This is a genomic window from Vibrio sp. MM46 (assembly GCF_027587135.1).
Classification (GTDB): Bacteria; Pseudomonadota; Gammaproteobacteria; order Enterobacterales; family Vibrionaceae; genus Vibrio; species Vibrio harveyi.
Map to the genome: position 1 here is coordinate 408626 of NZ_JAPPTO010000002.1, position 17882 is coordinate 426507.

15 protein-coding genes are annotated in these 17882 nt (G+C 43.1%); 5 read left to right on the top strand and 10 right to left on the bottom strand.

Going from position 1 to position 17882, the window contains the following annotated elements:
- Nucleotides 1-23: 23 nt before the first annotated feature.
- The 5 genes from OH459_RS03810 to OH459_RS03830 all read right to left on the bottom strand — a co-directional run bounded on the left by OH459_RS03810 (nt 24) and on the right by OH459_RS03830 (nt 5614).
- The gene (locus OH459_RS03810; RefSeq protein WP_005444542.1) at nt 24-878 is read right to left on the bottom strand and encodes a MurR/RpiR family transcriptional regulator; all 855 of its coding nucleotides are present in this window, start codon (nt 876-878) and stop codon (nt 24-26) included.
- A gap of 311 nt (nt 879-1189) precedes the next feature.
- Nucleotides 1190-2836: a pyridoxal-dependent aspartate 1-decarboxylase PanP gene (gene panP / locus OH459_RS03815; RefSeq protein ID WP_050903952.1), complete on the bottom strand. Its 1647-nt coding sequence runs from the start codon at nt 2834-2836 to the stop codon at nt 1190-1192.
- Nucleotides 2837-2957: 121 nt separating this feature from the next.
- Nucleotides 2958-3470: a hypothetical protein gene (locus OH459_RS03820; RefSeq protein WP_005444538.1), complete on the bottom strand. Its 513-nt coding sequence runs from the start codon at nt 3468-3470 to the stop codon at nt 2958-2960.
- 211 nt (nt 3471-3681) lie between these two features.
- Nucleotides 3682-4587 carry a lysine exporter LysO family protein gene (locus tag OH459_RS03825; protein ID WP_005444536.1) on the bottom strand — a complete coding sequence of 302 codons (906 nt, stop codon included), beginning with the start codon at nt 4585-4587 and terminating at the stop codon, nt 3682-3684.
- A 106-nt stretch (nt 4588-4693) separates the two neighbouring features.
- Nucleotides 4694-5614 (bottom strand): HDOD domain-containing protein, encoded by a 921-nt coding sequence (locus OH459_RS03830; RefSeq protein WP_005444535.1) that lies wholly within the window; start codon nt 5612-5614, stop codon nt 4694-4696.
- A 370-nt stretch (nt 5615-5984) separates the two neighbouring features.
- Between OH459_RS03830 and OH459_RS03835 the strand changes: the two genes are divergently transcribed.
- A complete protein-coding gene (locus OH459_RS03835; protein ID WP_005444533.1) occupies nt 5985-6572 on the top strand; it encodes a TfoX/Sxy family DNA transformation protein in 588 nt (195 codons plus the stop codon).
- A gap of 210 nt (nt 6573-6782) precedes the next feature.
- Here the strand turns inward: OH459_RS03835 and OH459_RS03840 are convergent, their stop codons facing one another.
- The 3 genes from OH459_RS03840 to OH459_RS03850 all read right to left on the bottom strand — a co-directional run bounded on the left by OH459_RS03840 (nt 6783) and on the right by OH459_RS03850 (nt 9973).
- The gene (locus OH459_RS03840; RefSeq protein ID WP_005442235.1) at nt 6783-7331 is read right to left on the bottom strand and encodes a hypothetical protein; all 549 of its coding nucleotides are present in this window, start codon (nt 7329-7331) and stop codon (nt 6783-6785) included.
- Between the two features lie 207 nt (nt 7332-7538).
- Nucleotides 7539-8036 carry a response regulator gene (locus OH459_RS03845; RefSeq protein ID WP_009698122.1) on the bottom strand — a complete coding sequence of 166 codons (498 nt, stop codon included), beginning with the start codon at nt 8034-8036 and terminating at the stop codon, nt 7539-7541.
- Nucleotides 8033-9973 (bottom strand): ATP-binding protein, encoded by a 1941-nt coding sequence (locus OH459_RS03850; RefSeq protein WP_009698121.1) that lies wholly within the window; start codon nt 9971-9973, stop codon nt 8033-8035. Before OH459_RS03850 ends, OH459_RS03845 begins: the two co-directional genes overlap by 4 nt.
- 185 nt (nt 9974-10158) lie before the next feature.
- Between OH459_RS03850 and OH459_RS03855 the strand changes: the two genes are divergently transcribed.
- From OH459_RS03855 to OH459_RS03870, 4 genes are all read left to right on the top strand, one after another.
- Complete coding sequence (locus OH459_RS03855) at nt 10159-11421, top strand: DUF945 family protein (RefSeq protein ID WP_269985754.1); 1263 nt, start codon at nt 10159-10161, stop codon at nt 11419-11421.
- 131 nt (nt 11422-11552) lie between these two features.
- Nucleotides 11553-12647 carry a 3-phosphoserine/phosphohydroxythreonine transaminase gene (gene serC / locus OH459_RS03860; RefSeq protein ID WP_026000106.1) on the top strand — a complete coding sequence of 365 codons (1095 nt, stop codon included), beginning with the start codon at nt 11553-11555 and terminating at the stop codon, nt 12645-12647.
- Nucleotides 12648-12814: 167 nt separating this feature from the next.
- A complete protein-coding gene (locus OH459_RS03865) occupies nt 12815-13987 on the top strand; it encodes a sugar ABC transporter substrate-binding protein (protein ID WP_152163505.1) in 1173 nt (390 codons plus the stop codon).
- Nucleotides 13984-15918 carry a diguanylate cyclase domain-containing protein gene (locus OH459_RS03870; RefSeq protein ID WP_029789428.1) on the top strand — a complete coding sequence of 645 codons (1935 nt, stop codon included), beginning with the start codon at nt 13984-13986 and terminating at the stop codon, nt 15916-15918. Before OH459_RS03865 ends, OH459_RS03870 begins: the two co-directional genes overlap by 4 nt.
- 78 nt (nt 15919-15996) lie before the next feature.
- Here OH459_RS03870 and OH459_RS03875 read toward each other — a convergent pair whose 3' ends face one another.
- The gene (locus OH459_RS03875) at nt 15997-16383 is read right to left on the bottom strand and encodes a hypothetical protein (protein WP_005444511.1); all 387 of its coding nucleotides are present in this window, start codon (nt 16381-16383) and stop codon (nt 15997-15999) included.
- A 233-nt stretch (nt 16384-16616) separates the two neighbouring features.
- Entirely contained in the window at nt 16617-17630 is a 1014-nt protein-coding gene (locus tag OH459_RS03880) for a helix-turn-helix domain-containing protein (protein WP_017188162.1), read from the bottom strand.
- Between the last annotated feature and the right edge of the window lie 252 nt (nt 17631-17882).

Consider the following 17882-nt stretch of genomic DNA (forward strand, 5'->3'; position numbering starts at 1 on the left):
TTATTACAGACTAAGTCGATTCGTTAGTATTGACTTAGCTTATCGTAGCGGCTGTCTTTCAATGCGTCTTTTACTCGCTTTAGGTTTTCACGGAAGCCAGTACCACGGCGCAGCGTGAAGCCTGTTGCTAGGACATCGATAACCGTCATTTGTACTACGCGACTTGCCATTGGCATATACACATCGGTATCTTCTGGCACGTCTAGTGTAATAGCCAGTGAACTCGCTTTCTCTAGTGGTGAGTCTTTTGCTGTGATTGCAATAACGGTTGCACCGTTTTCACGTGCAAGGTTCGCAATCTCAACTTGGCTCTTAGTACGACCTGTGTGAGAAATCAGAACGATAACGTCATTGTCGCTACAGTTAATGCAGCTCATGCGTTGCATTACGATATCTTCAAAACAAGTAATAGGAATGTTGAAGCGGATAAACTTGTTTTGAGCGTCGCGTGCGACAGAAGAAGAAGCACCTAGACCGAAGAATGAGATGCGCTTCGCTTGAGTCAGGAGATCAACTGCACGATTAACTTGCATCGCATCAAGGCTGTTTTTTGCGACATCTAAACACGCCATTGTAGATTCGAAAATCTTGTGCGTGTAGGCATCAGGACCATCGTCTTCTTCCACATTACGGTTAACGTAAGGCGTACCATTGGCAAGGCTTTGCGCAAGGTGAAGTTTAAAATCTGGGAAACCTTTGGTATCCAGACGACGACAGAAACGGTTAACAGTAGGCTCACTCACGTCAGCCATTTTAGCTAACGTTGCAATGCTTGAATGAATTGCAGTTTGTGGAGACGCCATAATCACTTCCGCAACTTTGCGCTCTGACTTACTGAAATTCTCCAGATTTTTTTGAATTTTTTCTAATGTATTCATAGTGTTCACGAGGGTATAGAGAACAACTCGCTGGCTCTGCTAACGAATGGAAACCCAAAGGCTTCTCGGTCTAGAGGGGCGTTAACGAAAACTACCAGCGCCATAAATTCAGTATAAACCCGATCCTCAATCTGGCTAAACCAAATACGGTTACTATTTCGTGAGAATTTGACAAGCCTCAAACAAAATGTTGTAAAAACTACAGAATTGGATGTGGGATCGATGGTTTGTTGCTCTAGTGGCACAATAATGATGATTGAGTTACATCAAAAAGAAAGAAATTTTCAATTTGATGTAACTCACATTGGCGCTTAAGAATTGAGAATGTCGTCGACAGTTTCTTCAATTTTTGCCATTAAGCTTGGGGCTTGTTGAGCAATTTCGCGCTGCTCGTCCAATACCGCACTTAGAATGTCATTGGTCGTCAATGGGTTCGCTAACACAACACGGAATACAATGGTGTTCATGCGTTGCCATTGGTCTGGGTTCAGTCGAGTGCGTGACACAAAGGACTTACCTGTTTCACGCTGGCGCTTTTGGATAAACTGAGTTAGTTGGTTTAGTAACTCATTCAGTTTCTCTTTCTGCGTACCTTGTGCTTTCTCTAATGCTGCGCGCATATTGGTTGGCAAATAACGGTAAGTCAGCAGACAAAGCTCAGGCTCAGACACTAACTCAAAGTCCTCTTGCTCGTTAATAAGATCAGCGAAGTAGCGCGCTTTGGCGATACTCTGGTCAATCAGCAGTTCATAACCAGGTCGGCTAATGATATGCATTGCCGCGTAAACCAACATCGCCATACCGGAGCGAGAGCCTTCAAGGGTGTGGCTACCTAGGTCTTTTGAGCCCTTACGCAAAATGTATTGTGCGTGGTGCTCGATTGACTTCATCGCATCTGGGTCTTTAAACAGAACCATACCTGCACCCATAGGGATGTAGAGTTGTTTATGCGCGTCAATCGTCACAGAATCTGCAAGTTCGACCCCACCAAGTAGGTGACGATGATTGTTCGACATCAGTGTCGCACCACCCCATGCTGCATCCACATGGAAGTGACAATCGTGTTCAGCACACACTTCAGCGATTTGAGGAAGCGGGTCAACGCTACCGGTTTCTGTCGTACCAGCAACACCAACCACCGCAATAGGCTTGATATTTTGCGACTCAAGTTCCGCAATTTTTGCTTTCAAGTCATCAACGATAATGCGGTTGTTTGCGTCTGTTTTGACGGCAACTAATCCTTCTTGACCAAGCCCAAGTACGTCGGCAGCTTTCTTCAGTGAGTAATGCCCACGCTCAGAAACCAGAATTGCCAGCCCTTCATAGCCATAATGTTTCATGGCTTTGAACAGACCTTCTTTTTCTACCCCTTTGAATGCGCCATCTGCTCTTAGTGCTTTATTGCGAGCAACCCAAAGCGCAGTAATGTTCGCAATGGTACCGCCAGAACAAAATGCACCGAGAGAGTGCTTCGCGCTGTGCATCCACTTACGGTAGAACTTGTCGTCCTGACCATAAATAAGGCGATGCAGCATACCAAGTACTTGGCGTTCAAGTGGTGTGAATGCTTTCGAAGTTTCAATCTTTACCAAGTTTTGGTTCAAGGCGATCATGATCTTCGACAGCGGCATTAAGAAATACGGCAGGGCAGAAGTCATGTGACCAATAAAGCTTGGCGCAGAGGTATGAACCGAGTGAGATACCAAGGTATCTAGTAGGTGCTCGGTATGGTCTGACACGAACTCTGGTTGCTCAGGAATCTGAGCAGAAGAAAAGTCTTTCTCAATTTCACGTAAAGGCTTTTCTTCTGCCACGATGTGTTCACGAAGAAATTTGTTCAAGTTCTGGGAGAGACTCTCGTCGATTTTGGTCAACGTAGAATCTGGACCTTCAGGAATTGTGAAGATCTTTAACAAGCTCTCGAAGCTAACGTCAGCGGTTTTTTGTTCCTTAACCATAGCAAAGAATCTTTGTAGTTATTTTGGTAATGCGAGCGGCACAATCTAAACCAAAACGGGCGCAAAGTCCCGTTTTAATTATTGAAACCCATGTTGCTGAAATGAAATTCTAGGGCGAGGTTTATTCACACTTCTGCTTTTCAATCTTAGCAATTGATTGATTGTACTTATTAAGCGCAGAATCGATCTGTTTTGGGTGGCTCAATAAGTCAGCAAATGCAGAACGTAGGTCATAGTTCTTTGGATGGTTCGCCGATTGACGATCACTAAACGTTTTTTGTGCAGCTTGACCGAGCTCATCACTGCGTGTTGCAAGCTGCTTCACATCGTGTTGTTCTAGCTTGAGCCACGCTTCAACAGGTTGCTCTGTAGCAACACGGCTAGGATCATTTTTCAGGAAGTAATGTACCGCTTCACGGTTTAATTCAAAGTGGTGTTGGCGACCTTCTAAGAACCATTGACTTACTTCTTTCAAATCTGGGTATTGAGTAACGGTTAGGTCTACAAGGTCTTGATACCACTGTAAAGAGGCGTCTATATAACCGTCGTATTTGTTTGCAAGACATTGCTGGTCAGCAGCAAAGGTAAAAGTTGAGCTTGTAGCGAGGAGCGCTGCAACGACAAAGCGTTTCATTGTTATTCCTTTTTGGTTGAATTCCCTTTGTAACCCCAATAGGCACTATGCCTTGCCTGTCACTGATTACCGATCCAAGAGTTTAAAAATCAAAGGGCTCGATAACTAAGCGGTAATCCAGAAAATTCTCTTTGAATTGAGCATTTTGAGGTTACGTGGGTATTTGAATTTTTGCCGTATTGTAATGGATGTTAATGAATATTCCTGAGATCTAGCTAGCAAGAGACACAAAGAAAAGCATCATGACAGGCACCAATAAGCTCAAAATAAAACCACTTACGATCGCGACAGGCACACATCGAACACCCCCAGTTGTCTGGATGACTGGCAGGGTAAAGTCCATTGCTGTTGCTCCTGCGTAACCAATGGCTGTTGAAGGGTAGGTGCGAATAAACAATGGAATAGCAACTAATGCGACCAACTCACGCATCAATTCAATCAAGAAGGAAGCGCCGCCAAAAATGGGACCAAATGCATCACCCATCAAGATGCCAGCTAACGAATACCAACCAAAGCCAGAAGACATTGCCAGCGCTTGGTAGAGTGGTAAATCCAAGATCACTGAGGCAATTGCACCACCGAGCATACAAGTTGCAATAATGACTGTCGCAATCGCCATGCCTTGTTTGTTCAACAGAATCTGCTTAAGGGTTAAGCCGCTATTACGCAATTGAATGCCAATAAAGAACAGTAGAAGAAATAAAATCCATTCGCTCGCTGTATCCACCCAAGAAAGACCAATTGGCAAGATCAAACCGGCAATCAAACCACCACCAACGACGACAACAAGCTTGATTGATTCTAATGCCATAGAAGACAGTGGGAGTTTTTTCTGGTTTTGGTCGGTTTGCAAAGGAAGCAGTTTATCGACTAGCGGCAAGGCAAGTAGGTTACAAGCGCCCAAACAGACGAAGAAAGTACCAGCGTAAAGCAAGATGGTTTGCAAGTTGCTGCCGAGGTTGTCGAGCGCAGCAAGGCTTAAACCCATCAAGGAGAGAATGACGTAGATCAGGTATGAGGTCGACTTGTTGATTTTTTCAAGTACCGACGCCTGAGAAATTGGAATTAAGTAGCCCACCACCAATGGGGCAAAGATGAATAGCATCCCTGAGAACATAAAACTCAATGATTCCTTTATGAGGTAAGCAAAATACGTAGCCACGCATAAACAGCTCAGAATACTATCTGATGCTTAGCGTGGCTTAAAATGAAGTATTGAGAGATTAAAGACCGCTTGCGCTTAGAACTTCTTTAATTTCACAATGGAAGTCAGTATCACTCATATTGCTCAACTCGTACAAGATTTCTGCACCCGTTAAATTGAATTCCACTTCATGATCTTCAATGCGTTCATCTTGGTTACGGAACATTAATAAGTGGTTTGCGATACGAGCAATATCCAGGTAGCTGACTTCTGGGCGCGATGCTTCATATTTTTCATTCGATGAAACCTCACGGAAATCATTGTCAAAACCCCACTTCTCCAATACTAATTTGCTTGTCGCAGAACAGCGCGTTTGGAATATTTGTAGTGCAATATCTGCATCTAAGTAATTACCACGATCAAGATATAAGTGGTATTCGTTGATGAGACAGAACAGACCAATATCCGCCAACAAACCTACTAATAGCGCTTTTTCTTGCTCTAGGTGACCGTATGTCGCTGGTTCATGCTTACGGAACTCTTGGACAACCAATACCATGGTTGCGCCTAGCTCACGAGAAACCGCGGCACTTTTCACCAATATACTATTGCAGTCTTTAGAAAGGTTGACCGAATGCTTTAACTGTTCAATTGCTTGAGCTGTGACGATATCCCTCACTCGTAAAATGCCTAAGCGAGATACCGCTGTTGTCAGGTCATTACAGGTAATATTACGGCGATTAAAAATCACGGAATTCGCGACGCGAACCACAACCGCAGCAAGACTAGGATCTTCTAGTAACGCATTTGCGACGTCGGAAATCGTGGTGTTTTCTTCTGTGCAGAGTTGCTGGATTTTAAGTACGACATCAGGGATAGGAGGAAGGGAGATTTTCCCGGTAGAAATTGATTGTTCTACTAGGTGAGCGAACTCAGATTCGAGTGCTTTTATAAGCTTATCTTTATTATTTGGTAGCCAAAAAAATGATAGATGTTCCATTATGACGTTGTGCTAGAGAGCTTTCGTACAGTGTACCTCCACACTATGTTGCTTATCAATTAAATACCTATTTCACGTTCGCAATTGCCGCATTTATCACCATGATGTTTGATTTTTGGCAGTTGCTGTGTCAAAAAAACATCGCTTAAGGATGAGTAAATGTGAAACTAATCACGTATGTGGAATTTGTAGTTCGGCAACTGTGACATAGATCCTAACTTATTTTTCAACGTTAAGTATGATTAAGACAGTTGGTGAGCGCAATTCACAAAAATATCGCCAACATATCGACAATTTATAATTCGCTATAAGCTGCTGTTCATCTGGTGACATCGCTAATCGGGGTAATTTATTCCAATTACAGAGGTCAATGGACATGACAGACCAAGCTTTTTTTAACTATGTAAGCAATTTTAGTGAGTACCAAAAACGTTCAATGTTTGGCGGGATTGGTTTATTCAGCAACGACGCAATGTTCGCACTAGTAAGTAACGACTGTTGTTATTTACGTGGTGGTAACGGGTTAGATGAAGAATTTACTCAACTAAACTGTGAAAAATATAAGCACGTCAAAAAACAAACGACGGCAACCGTTAACTACTATGATGTAACCGATCTATTTGACTCAGGTTTTGCGGGTCTAGACGCGTTGTTACAAAAATCGATTGAATGTTCTATTAAGGAACGTAAATACCAAAAGTCTTCAGCCAGTAGACGTTTGCGTGACCTACCAAATATGCAGTTGACGCTAGAGCGTATGGTCAAAAAAGCAGGTATTGATGACGTAGAAACGTTTTTGGAACTAGGACCAGTAGAAGTATTTAATAAAGTAAGAGTGACATACGGTAGTGATGTTGATGTGAAGCTTCTATGGAAGTTTGCTGGCGCCACTGATGGTATTCACTGGAAGCTGCTCCAAGAACCACGCAAGAAACAACTGCTGGCAATGTGTGAATAAATCGCTTTAGTTTCACGATGATTGACTCGTTTAGGATGAAGTTAGCGAGTCATAAAAGGTGAGTGTTGAAAGCGACAAAAGGAAGTTGATGCTTTTGGCCACTTCATTTGAGTTAGTCATTGCAACAAGACAGTTTGTAGATACAAAAAAACCGAGGTAAATGCCTCGGTTTTTTAGTTCATACTTTAAGAAAGTACGCTCAGTAGACGTTTAGAACTTAAAGCGAGTAGTGAACATTACTTGATCACCGTAGAAGTCGTTGATACGCGCTTCAGCACCCAGAGAGAATAGCTCTGTAGAGTGGAAACGAGCGTAAACAGAACCGATCCAATCGTCATCGTTGTCGATAGAAACGTAACCCGCTTTACCACCAACTTCTAGTTGAGGACCAAGCCATTGGCGCACGCCTAAGTTAAGTTCCATACCAACGTCAGTGCTGCTTGAGTTTGACGGTTGTACAACGCGCATTAGCATTGCACCCGTTAGGTCAGCCCAGTTGTTTAGTGGTGAGTGGAAACCAAAACCTGCTGCTGAATCGAAATCACCATCAAACTCAGAGTCGATGCGCGCGATTACGTGTGCATTTGGGTGGATTGATTTGCTGAAACCAGCACCGAACGTTACTGGGCTAGCACCAATGCGAGCTTCCATGTAGTCGTAGCTAAAGTTGCTCATTGTTGCTGGAGCGTTGTAGTCGTTCGCAGCTAGAGCTTGGCTTGATGCCAACAAAAGGGCAGCGGCTAATAGTGTTTTACGCATAACTAACGATAAACCTTGTCTTATAGTTCCATGGATCCAAGTAACCACTTGAACCGTAATCTGATTTGTTCGACATCATAATAAAAACGAAGGTCTACGACCAACAAAAATGTGTCGATGTTTTGTCAAATGACTCATTGTGCCGTTTTATCAGCAAAAAACGCGCCATGTTGATGACGAATATGACTTGTTTTTCTATCCCAGTACTCATTCACCAAAGCTTGCACGTCGTTGTGCCATCGCGTTGAGGATGGCCTCTGCGTCTAGGATGGATGTCCACGATAATAAGTTGTCATCATTTTCTATCATAAAAGCAGTCAGTTGCGAAACAATAGCGTCTCTGAGCTCTTCACCTTTCCAAGGCTTGGCGATGTAGTAATCGAGGCTCGCATGATTGATTGCTTCAACGGTGTCTTCTAAGCCAGCTTGACCCGTTAAGAGCAGCTTGCGCGATGATTTAGTGTCACCATTTTGACTGAGTTCGATTAAAAAGCTGATGCCAGTTTGCTCCGGCATGATATGGTCACACAGAATCAAGGCAAGCTGAATACCGTCTTCCGCCATTTCTTCAATCACCTGTTTTGCTTCCGTGACAGATTCCGCACCCTCAACAACGAAATTTTCTTCGAATGGCATCAAATCCTGAAGGACACTATCTAAGACTTCTCTTTCATCATCCACACATAAAATCAGATATTTAGTCATACTTCATCTCCTTCTTGAGTGATAGGTAACCAGACGGTCATGCAAGTGAAATGGTTGAGCTCAGATTCCACCTCTATCCAGCCTTTATGGCTTGCCATAATCTGTTGGCAGATAGACAGTCCGATACCTAAACCGAAATTACCTTCTTTCTTGGTTGTAAAGTTGAGTTCAAAAATGGCTTTTTGTTGCGATTCGGGGATGCCACATCCGTTATCTGTAAATGAAATTACGGCATACTTTTGTTGGTTTTTTTCTACCAAGCGAGATTGAATAGTGAGTTCGCCTTTATCAGGAAAGGCATCAATGGCGTTGGAAATCAGATTTGTCCAAACTTGTTGTAAAGCAATGGGTTGGCAGAGTGTATTAGGAAGTTCTGCGTAGTTTGTTGTGACCTTATGCATCTTGAGTTTGTTCTCAAAGATCACCAACGTATCTTCTATGCCTTCATGTAAGTTGGCAAAGTGTAAACCTTCGTCGTCTGAGCGCGCGTAGCCTTTTAAGCTTTTTACCATATCAGCGATGCGAGCTGCGCAAACATTGATTGAGCGAAGTGATGCGCCGACTTGATGATATTGTTCTAACGTGCCAAGTGAATCCAATGAGTCGGCGTTTTGACGGTTAAGTTGTGCAACCAAAGTTTGGTCGCCCTCAAGCCCTAGATTAACGACTTTCTTTGCTAATGTTCTGTCGGGAAGGCTGGAACTCAATTGTTTTACTCGCTCTCTGAGTTCTGCGGTCGAAGCCGGTTTGGCGCTTTGAGCTCTTGTCAGTAAACCAATGCCTTTTTCTTGAACCTCGTAACTAGGTAGTTGAGTGAGTAGGTTTTCAAGTGTCAGAGTTAGGTTTTCTACCCCTCGCAAGATAGCTGCAATGGGGTTGTTTAATTCGTGTGCGACACCCGCAACAAGTTGACCCAGCATCGCCATTTTTTCGCGTTCGATGAGTTGCTGGTGGGCGGACTCCAATGATTCCAATGTTTTTTGCAGTTGCAACTTAGTGTTGATACTGCGTTGCAATCGTCGGTTGAAATGACGTAGCAACAAGTTGGTAAACAGAGGTAGCAAGTTAGAATCACCTTGCATCACCTTACGGAAGACATTTCTGTCAAGCTTGATGACTTCCGTTTTTGTTAGGGTGAGTGCAGTTGAAAACGAACTCTCTCCGGTGACAAATGACATGCCGCCGACAATGTTCCCTTTTGAATGGCGCACCACTTCACGTTGCATGCCAAGTTCATCACGTTTGTAGAGCGCTACCTCACCACTGGTAATAAACCACAAGAAACTGTTTGGCTCGCCTTCAATCGTAAGTAGGTGTTCAGGAGAGTAGGTACGGCAAGCCTTGGTATCGTCATTTTGTTCAAAGAAGTGTTGCAACGCCGTGATGACTTGTTCTGCGAGTTCCCCATCAGAGAGGGCGTGGTAGTCGTTCAAGAACCCTGCTTGATAGTTGCTCATCTGATTTTCGATGTGAGCGCGCAGCAATTTATGCTGGTCGAGGATTTGGCTGTAGTTGAGCAAGTCTTCTCTATCATGACGGAGAATGAACTGGGTCAGTTCTTTTTGCGCCGTATTGAACAGGACCTTATCTGGAAGAGGCTTGGTTAAGCAGTGATCGAGGCGTCCTTCATTGACGGCGGTTAAAATGGCCTCAATATCGGACGAGCAGCTAATAAGGATTTTGCGAGCTTGCTCAGTGTGTGGCTTGCGGTCGAGACCGATGAGGAAGTCAACGCCATTAAAATGTGCATGATGGCTCGCAATAACCAGCGCAACCTTTTGTTCTCTTTCTTCGAGGTATTCGAGAGCGCTCTGCGCTTCTTCTATCGATTCTACAGAGAGAATATCAAACTTGCTCGAAAAGGCAGACAACTCCAGTCGAAACTGTTCGGCACTGATTGGATTGTTGTCGAGGCACAATACGGCGTAACGGTTCACAGTGGTTTGAGCTCCGGTTAAAACTTGGCACCAACAACATATCAATTAAATATAGAAATGGTTGAGAGCTGAGTATTGTTCTCGATTAATGAACTAAAATAACCATCAATAGTCTGATATATCTCAATGTTTTATCCGCTTTGGGTTTGGGTTAGACTGAGCACAAATACTCAATAAGTGACGTTATGGAAAATCTTAAAAAAATCGGTGCCATTGGTGGCGCTATTTCTCTTGCGCTGTGTTGGCCGTTAGCAGTTGGTCAAATTGGTCAAACTATCATTGAAGATGGCATCGCCAATATGAACGATGAAATGGTCAAAGGTGAAATTGTGGAATATGACCGCGGTTACCTGTCTTCGGTCGTTCTGACGCGTTACACCGTTGTCGACCCAGAAATCAAAGCGCAGCTTGAGCGTGATGGTCTTCCGACAGCTTTTGATGTGACCAGCGACGTAACACATGGTTTAACGAGCTTAAGTGCAGATTCTAAACTCGTCGACGCGGACTTCCTACCGTTGACGATGCACAGTAAAACACAGCTCAACGGAAACACGGATTTCACGCTTAACCTAGCAAGTTGGAATTACCAAAACGACGCTCAAGGTATGCACCTTTCATCTAGTCCTGCGCAAGTTAAAGGTAATGTGACTGTGCTGGGTGATTTAAACTACCAAGTGTCTATTCCTTCGGTACAAATCGACTTTGAAAATGGTGAAGAGATTCATCTAACAGAGCTGAAAGGTGAAGGTAAAGGTAAGCAAGCAAAAGGATACTGGTTAGGGGAGCAGTCTTTCTCTTTACAAAAACTGGATATTGTTGATGCGCAACTTGCCCCTATGTTCCTAATCGAGAATGCAAGCTACAGTGGCAATACATCCCTGAATGAATCTGGCGACAAACTGAACACCCAGTTGGTATTAGACGCTAAGCAAATGCGTTTAACGGATGGTACAGACGTTGCTAACTTCAAGCTTGATTTCGCTATCGGTGATATTGACAGCCAGTCGTTCGATCAAATTATGTCGATTTACCAAAATTCACCAATGCTAGATGAGCAAGAGATTCAAAAGCTGTTGCCGCATATTGATACTTTGTTTAGCAAAGGCTTTAACCTATCAGTCAACGAGCTATCTCTTGCATTTGGAGACGGCAAATTCCGTAATGAATGGCAATTATCCGTGCCGGAAGGTACCGACCACATCACGCAAGACCCGATGAAGCTAATGACAGCGACAAAAGGCTCGCTGAATACTTACTTCTCTGATGAGTTGGTGGATCTGTACCCATTCATTCAAGAAGGCGTTGACGAGTTGATGGTGATGGAACTTATTGAGAAAAAAGACAAGGGCTATGAACTAAAAGCACAAATTTCTGATGGGAAATTGAAGTTCGAAAATGGACAAGAATTTCCTTTAATCGCACTGCTTATGCCTGCATTGATGCAATAGAGAAGTTTACAAAGTAAGTTTTTAGCTTTTCCAGTTTAAAAAGAGGTCGTAAGACCTCTTTTCTTGTTTTTATCCCTGCAAAAACGTGATATTAATTTCGTAATCTTTACTTAGCAGGAGCAATGAGCATCATGGAACAAAATACGGACAACGTATTTAACTTCAGTGCAGGACCTGCAGGTCTGCCAAAAGCAGTCATGCAGCAAGCACAAAAGGAGCTAATCAACTGGCAAGGTCTTGGGACTTCAGTGATGGAAATCAGCCACCGAAGCAAAGAGTTCATTAAGGTTGCAGAAGAAGCAGAGCAAGACCTTCGTGATCTTTTAAATATCCCAGACAACTATAAAGTATTGTTTTGCCAAGGTGGTGCTCGTGCTCAATTTGCCGCTGTTCCACTAAACCTATTAGGTAGCGCGGAAACTGCGACCTACATTGATGGTGGTTACTGGGCAGAAAGCGCAGTAGCAGAAGCGAAAAAGTACTGTGAACCTGACGTGTTCAACGCAAAAACGGTGATTGACGGTAAAGCGGCAGTTCTACCTGCAACAGAATGGAAAATTTCGTCAGATGCGGCTTACGTCCATTTTTGCCCGAACGAAACCATTGATGGTATTGAAATCAACGATCTGCCAGTAACGGATAAACCAATTGTTGCAGATATGTCTTCGACCATTCTTTCTCGTGAAATTGATGTTTCTCAATACGGTGTCATTTACGCTGGTGCACAAAAGAATATTGGTCCATCAGGCATTGCAATTGCGATTGTTCGTGACGATCTTCTTGGTTTGGCGAAAGAAGTGCTACCGAGTATTCTTGACTACAAAGTGTTGGCAGAAAAAGAGTCGATGTTCAACACGCCTCCTACATTCGCTTGGTACTTATCAGGTCTAGTGTTTAAGTGGTTAAAAGAGCAGGGTGGCGTAAAAGCGATCGAGCAAGTAAACCGTGAAAAAGCAGCACTGCTATACGATTACATCGATCAGTCTGATTTCTACCGTAACGGAGTGCACTCTGCGAACCGTTCTCTGATGAACGTACCGTTCCAACTAGCAAAACCAGAACTTGATGGCACATTCCTAGAGTTGGCAGATGCAAAAGGACTGAAGGCACTAAAAGGTCACCGTGCCGTTGGTGGTATGCGTGCATCAATTTACAACGCGATGCCGCTTGAAGGAGTGCAAGCTCTCGTGGACTTTATGCGTGAGTTCGAGCAAGAGTACGCTTAATCACTAACTGTGATATAATCTTTGAAAGCGTCGCAATTGCGGCGCTTTTTGCTTTCTATGGTAGGGTGAACCACCAATGGAAGCACCCGCACATTTCCTGTCGGCGCTTTTGAATAAGCACCAGTCGTTCGCTACTTTTGTAATACCATCAATTTTCGAGAATTCTAGTGAGAAACCTGAGCCTGTTGTTGTTATTTCTGTTTTCCTCCTTGGTCTCCGCTCAAGAGATCCAAGTTTGGAGTGGCATTGAATATTCTACCGTCGCAGAAATTAACGAGCGCTTCGAAGCCGAAACAGGCAACACACTCGCGATCAGAGAGTTCGATGTAAACAATATCCGTTCAGAACTACTACTCGCCAAGCAAACTGGTATTACCGTGCCTGATGTTATTTGGGTTCCTTCTGATTTCTTGGGACTACATGACTACTTTGATCTCGCCCAAATTCCGCCAAGCTGGTTAGAAGAGAAAAGCATAGAGCCAAAAGCTCTGGAACTCGTCACCGTGGACGACGCCATTTATGGGGTACCGCTTGGTTTAGGTAATCACTTGGTTTTGTATGTGAATACGAAGCTGACCAACGAAGTACAGCCAACTTGGGAAAAGCTTATTGAAGATGCCAAACAGGGCAAAAGCACGCTCACAATGCAGTATCCGAACATGTACTTCTTGATGTCGTTTGTGCCTATGTTTTCCGATCATAGAACGCAACCTATCACCGATATTGATGTTGGTGCACTGGCGGCGGCTCTTAAGTTTTATGGTCGTTTACCTAAAGAAGGTGTGGTGATTGATGATTACAACCAAGATCAAGCGCGAGCGTTGTTCATTGAAGGGAAAGCTCCATATCTCATTGATGGTGATTGGGCGCTAGGTGAGCTGAAGCAACACTTCTCAACAGAACTCAGAATCAGCAGTTTACCGACGTACAATAATCACCACATGCACTCACTGAGTGGCGGTAAGGTGTTGGCATTTAATGCTGAAGCAATGCGCAATCCGGCGAAGAAAAAAGCAATGCGTACTCTGGCGATGATCGTACAAAAGCCGGAGTTTATTGAAGACGTCATCATCAACCAGAACTTGATCTCTACCAATCGCTCAATCAACCGCAAATGGTATGACGAAGAGAACACCTACTATAGCGATTTGTACAAAGAGCTGACCCCCGCTTATGCCATGCCAAGTACCGTAGAAATGGCGGTGACTTGGGAAGCGTTGATTCGCGGATATAAGCGCTACAAAGCAGGCATGCCTGCACACGGCGCCGCTCAATTTGTGGTGGACTTCATCAATAAACATTCAAATCACATTCACAAGAGTAGGAAAGCATCCTTATGATAAGTTTGCGTAGCATCTTAACTTTGATTGTGGTGGTAGGGTCGTTACTGCCTGCTTATTGGGTGGGCACCAGTATGATCGATAAGCACCAAACCGATTTGTTGGTGCAAAAAGAACTTAAACTGGAAAATACCAATCAAGGTATCCAAGAAACGATAGGTGAAGACCTGACCTTTGTGGCGAACTTAACTCGCTGGTATTCCAAGGATCGCTTACTCGTTCAAGGCATGGATAACGTCCTGTATTCATCCATTATCTGGCAAATGATAGAGACATTTGAAGAGTTGGCGGTCAATGTCAGTACGACTTACATTATCGATAAAAACTGGCAACCAATGTACGAAAGCAATGGCTCAGTATATCACCTAGAAAACAGTAAGCTGCTGACCAAAATTCGAGCCGCTGAAGACATTTATAAGCAAGGTAAGATGTATCACAGTACTTACTTTGATGAGGGGCTGGTATTAAATGGGGGGCAAAGTGGTATCGCCTTTGTCAGCCCGTTACTGCCCTACACGCTGCTGCCAGGTTCAGAGTATGAGCCGCAAGGTTATTTGGTTGTTTTAGTGTCATATCAGGATTTAATCCGAATTTCGCAACCATTCTTATATGCTCAAGAAAGCGTTAACTTCCACTATGGTGCGGTGAGTAATACCAAGGGGGATACCACGCATCATTTGAGTAAAATTACCGTCCAGAACAACAGTTTTGTGAAGCCATTAGAAGTGACTATGATTCACACTGTGTCAGACGCAGCACGAAACCAAGAACTGACGCAATCGAAGCAACAGCTATTAAATATCATCATTGCGACCTTGGTTGTGACTCTATGCATTGCGATTGTGGCAAGCCGATGGCTTACAGAACCTATTCGTCAGATGGAAGTGGTCGTGCGTCGATTTAAAACGAATAAACGACCAGATTTATCGCCTAAGCGTTTTCAATTTAAAGAGTTTAGACAGTTGATGAGCCTATTGGATTCGCTTTGGGCGCAATTGACCAGTCAGATGGATGAGTTGGAAGTACGAAACAAAGCGCTGCGAAACGCCAACCAACAAGTTCAAGATACTAACGCGCAACTTGCGAACTTCAACCAAAAGCTAGAGCATCGAGTTGAAGAGCAAACGGCGGAGTTGCGGGCAAACTTAACACGCGAAGAAGCGCACCAAGCAAAACTCATGACGCTGATTAACTTTACCACTAGCCATGCAGGGGTAGGGTTCCATGCGATTCCGGAAGTGATTAATTCAGGGCTCTCCCGCTTGTTTCCTGACTCAGACATGCGCTTTAGTTTTGAAAAACCGCGCAGCGAAAATGCGAAAACCATGCGATCTTCTACGGGAGCTGAAATTGGTTACTTCTGTTATGGCAATTATGTCATGACAGGAGAAGATCGCATTTTATTGGAGCTATTTAAGAAGCAGTTATACTCGTGGCTGGAGTTAGAAGATTTCGCACGTCGAGACAAACTCTCAAAGTGCTTTAATCGTAAGGCGTTTGACGAAGACTATGAGTTTGCTTGCCAATCAGTCATTCAAGGACATTGGCAATCTATGGCTATTATTGTGATTGATATAAACGGCTTAAAAAACCTCAATGACAATTATGGGCACGACCGTGGTGATGTTTTGATTGCTAAGTCAACGCAACTCATCAAGTCGGTTCTCAACGGAAAATCCTTGTTGTACAGAATTGGTGGTGATGAATTTGCCGTCATTGCAAAAGACTTGAGTATTGACGCTCTAAACGAGTTGATTACACGTCTTGAGGTATCTCAACAGAATAAGTGGGTTGAGCTATCTGAGCATAACCGCTACCCAGTTCAGTTTTCTGTTGGAGGGGCTTCAAGTGAATCTGTGTCGATTGAAAATCTGTTTTCGATCGCGGATGAAGCTATGTATGAGAAAAAACGCGCCTTCTATCAGAAGTAATAACGAGTAATCGCAGACAGAAAAGCCCTTGTTCTTGCCGAATTAAGGGCTTTTTCGTATCCGGTTTTAAACGTTAGGTTAGTTAAGGTGCAGAGTCAGAGGTTTCGCGATAGCAATGGATTCAATCGGCGAGTCATCATCGAGAGGATAGGAGATACTAGAGCTGACAATGCCTGCATTATATAGGCAATAGACGATATCAAGTTTGATATTATTTTGTTTAAGTTCGATGCCCGTCAATACTGAATCACAGTCAGCTATTTCAGATAAATTTACCGCTTTTTGTAGTGAGATTTTTAATAGACGATCTTCCGCTTCATAGCTGAATGCTCTTACTGCAAAGTCATCAATATCAATGATGGATTGGTTTTCTTCATTAGTGTCTAGAAATATTGGATTAACTTTATCCCGATATTGAATTGAGAGTGTCCCGTGCAAATCAAATGGATAGCGAATCTTTTTCATGCGTTTCACCTGCTAATAAATTAAAGCACTTGGGTATAGATCTTAACGACTTAGATGTTGAGCAGGATAGCATTTGAGAATTGATGAGCATCTCGATTGCTAAGTAATATAGCGGCAATCATTTGAATGCCGCTATAGAGCTGTGAACCGTTATCAGAAGTCAAAGATAGCGATTGAAGGCACAGTGAATCTAAACTAACAATCGACAGCAAAGCGTAAAAGCCGGTATTTGTTTAACAAATGCAATTAGGGTGTTCTGTACAACTGTCACATTGGCGATGAGTACAAACACCACAACACGTCAATAAATAGAGAAATTCTGGCTGAATAAACAGCTCACTGGTTTCAATATACATGATTGCGCGAGTATAGCGTTTAGCGCCAACTTTGATTGCACCTACCGGGCTTTCTCCTTCGTAAGCCGCAACACTAAAGCCCATTTTAAACATCACATCGACCGAGCTCTTTAAAGTGACACTTGCGTAATAATGATGAATATGCGCGTTTTGAGCCAAGAAAGTGAACTCTGTATGCAGCTGTTTACGAAATACGCGTTCATTTTTGGAGTGCTGACTGATGGCGTAGTAAGAATATACTCCTTTCTCTCTCAATGGCTTGGTTAATCTAAGGTCAATCGTGTCGATAGGTAAGCGTTGCTTTTTAGTTCTATCTAGCTCATTTTCCAATGTGGGCACAGTAAAAAACATACCAATGTTATGACCGACTAGCTCACCTTTGGAAAGGTATTTATAAGCAATTGCTCGATTGTCTTTCTGATATTCAACCAAATCAATAGTCGCAAGACTATGTTTAATATTTAAAGACTTAAGCTGATTATGAAAGTTGTTCAGACTATTAATGAATTCTTGCTCATTATTTTGGCTCAGTTCTTCCTCTTCAATATGATCATACACAACAGGGTAAGCATTTTTGTAGTCAATCCCTGAGATGATAGACATTGCGTCTTGGTATCTTTGTTTCAAAGACAATTCAAACTGTTCAACCTCGTCTTTTAAGGGCGTATCTAACCCTAAATTACAAAGGTATGGCAGCAGGTTGTTTTCAAATGCACGAAGCACTCTGACTCGTCGGCTTAGACTCGGTTGAGTGATTCCTCTTTCCCATCGGCTAAAAGTAACACAGTCTATATTTGCTAAATCACCACCTAATAGATTTAGTCTTATTGATGCTTGCTCCTGAGTTAACCCTAATGTGGTTCTTATTGATTTTAGATAACTCCCGAACACTTTACTTCCCCCATAGGTTTAAAACATGTCCATAGCTAATTGTTATTTTTCGTTTAAGTTATGTGCATGACATTTCTCTGCCAAATGTGTCAATTTTGAGAAATGGTATTCCGGTACGGTACAATCATTTAAAATTGATGAGACATATAGGAAGTTGGAAATGCATTAATATTTATGTCGTGCTGCTCATAAATATCATGCAAATCGTATTATGTTTGTCGTTTAATTGAGAAGGCATTGTGCGTATTCTAT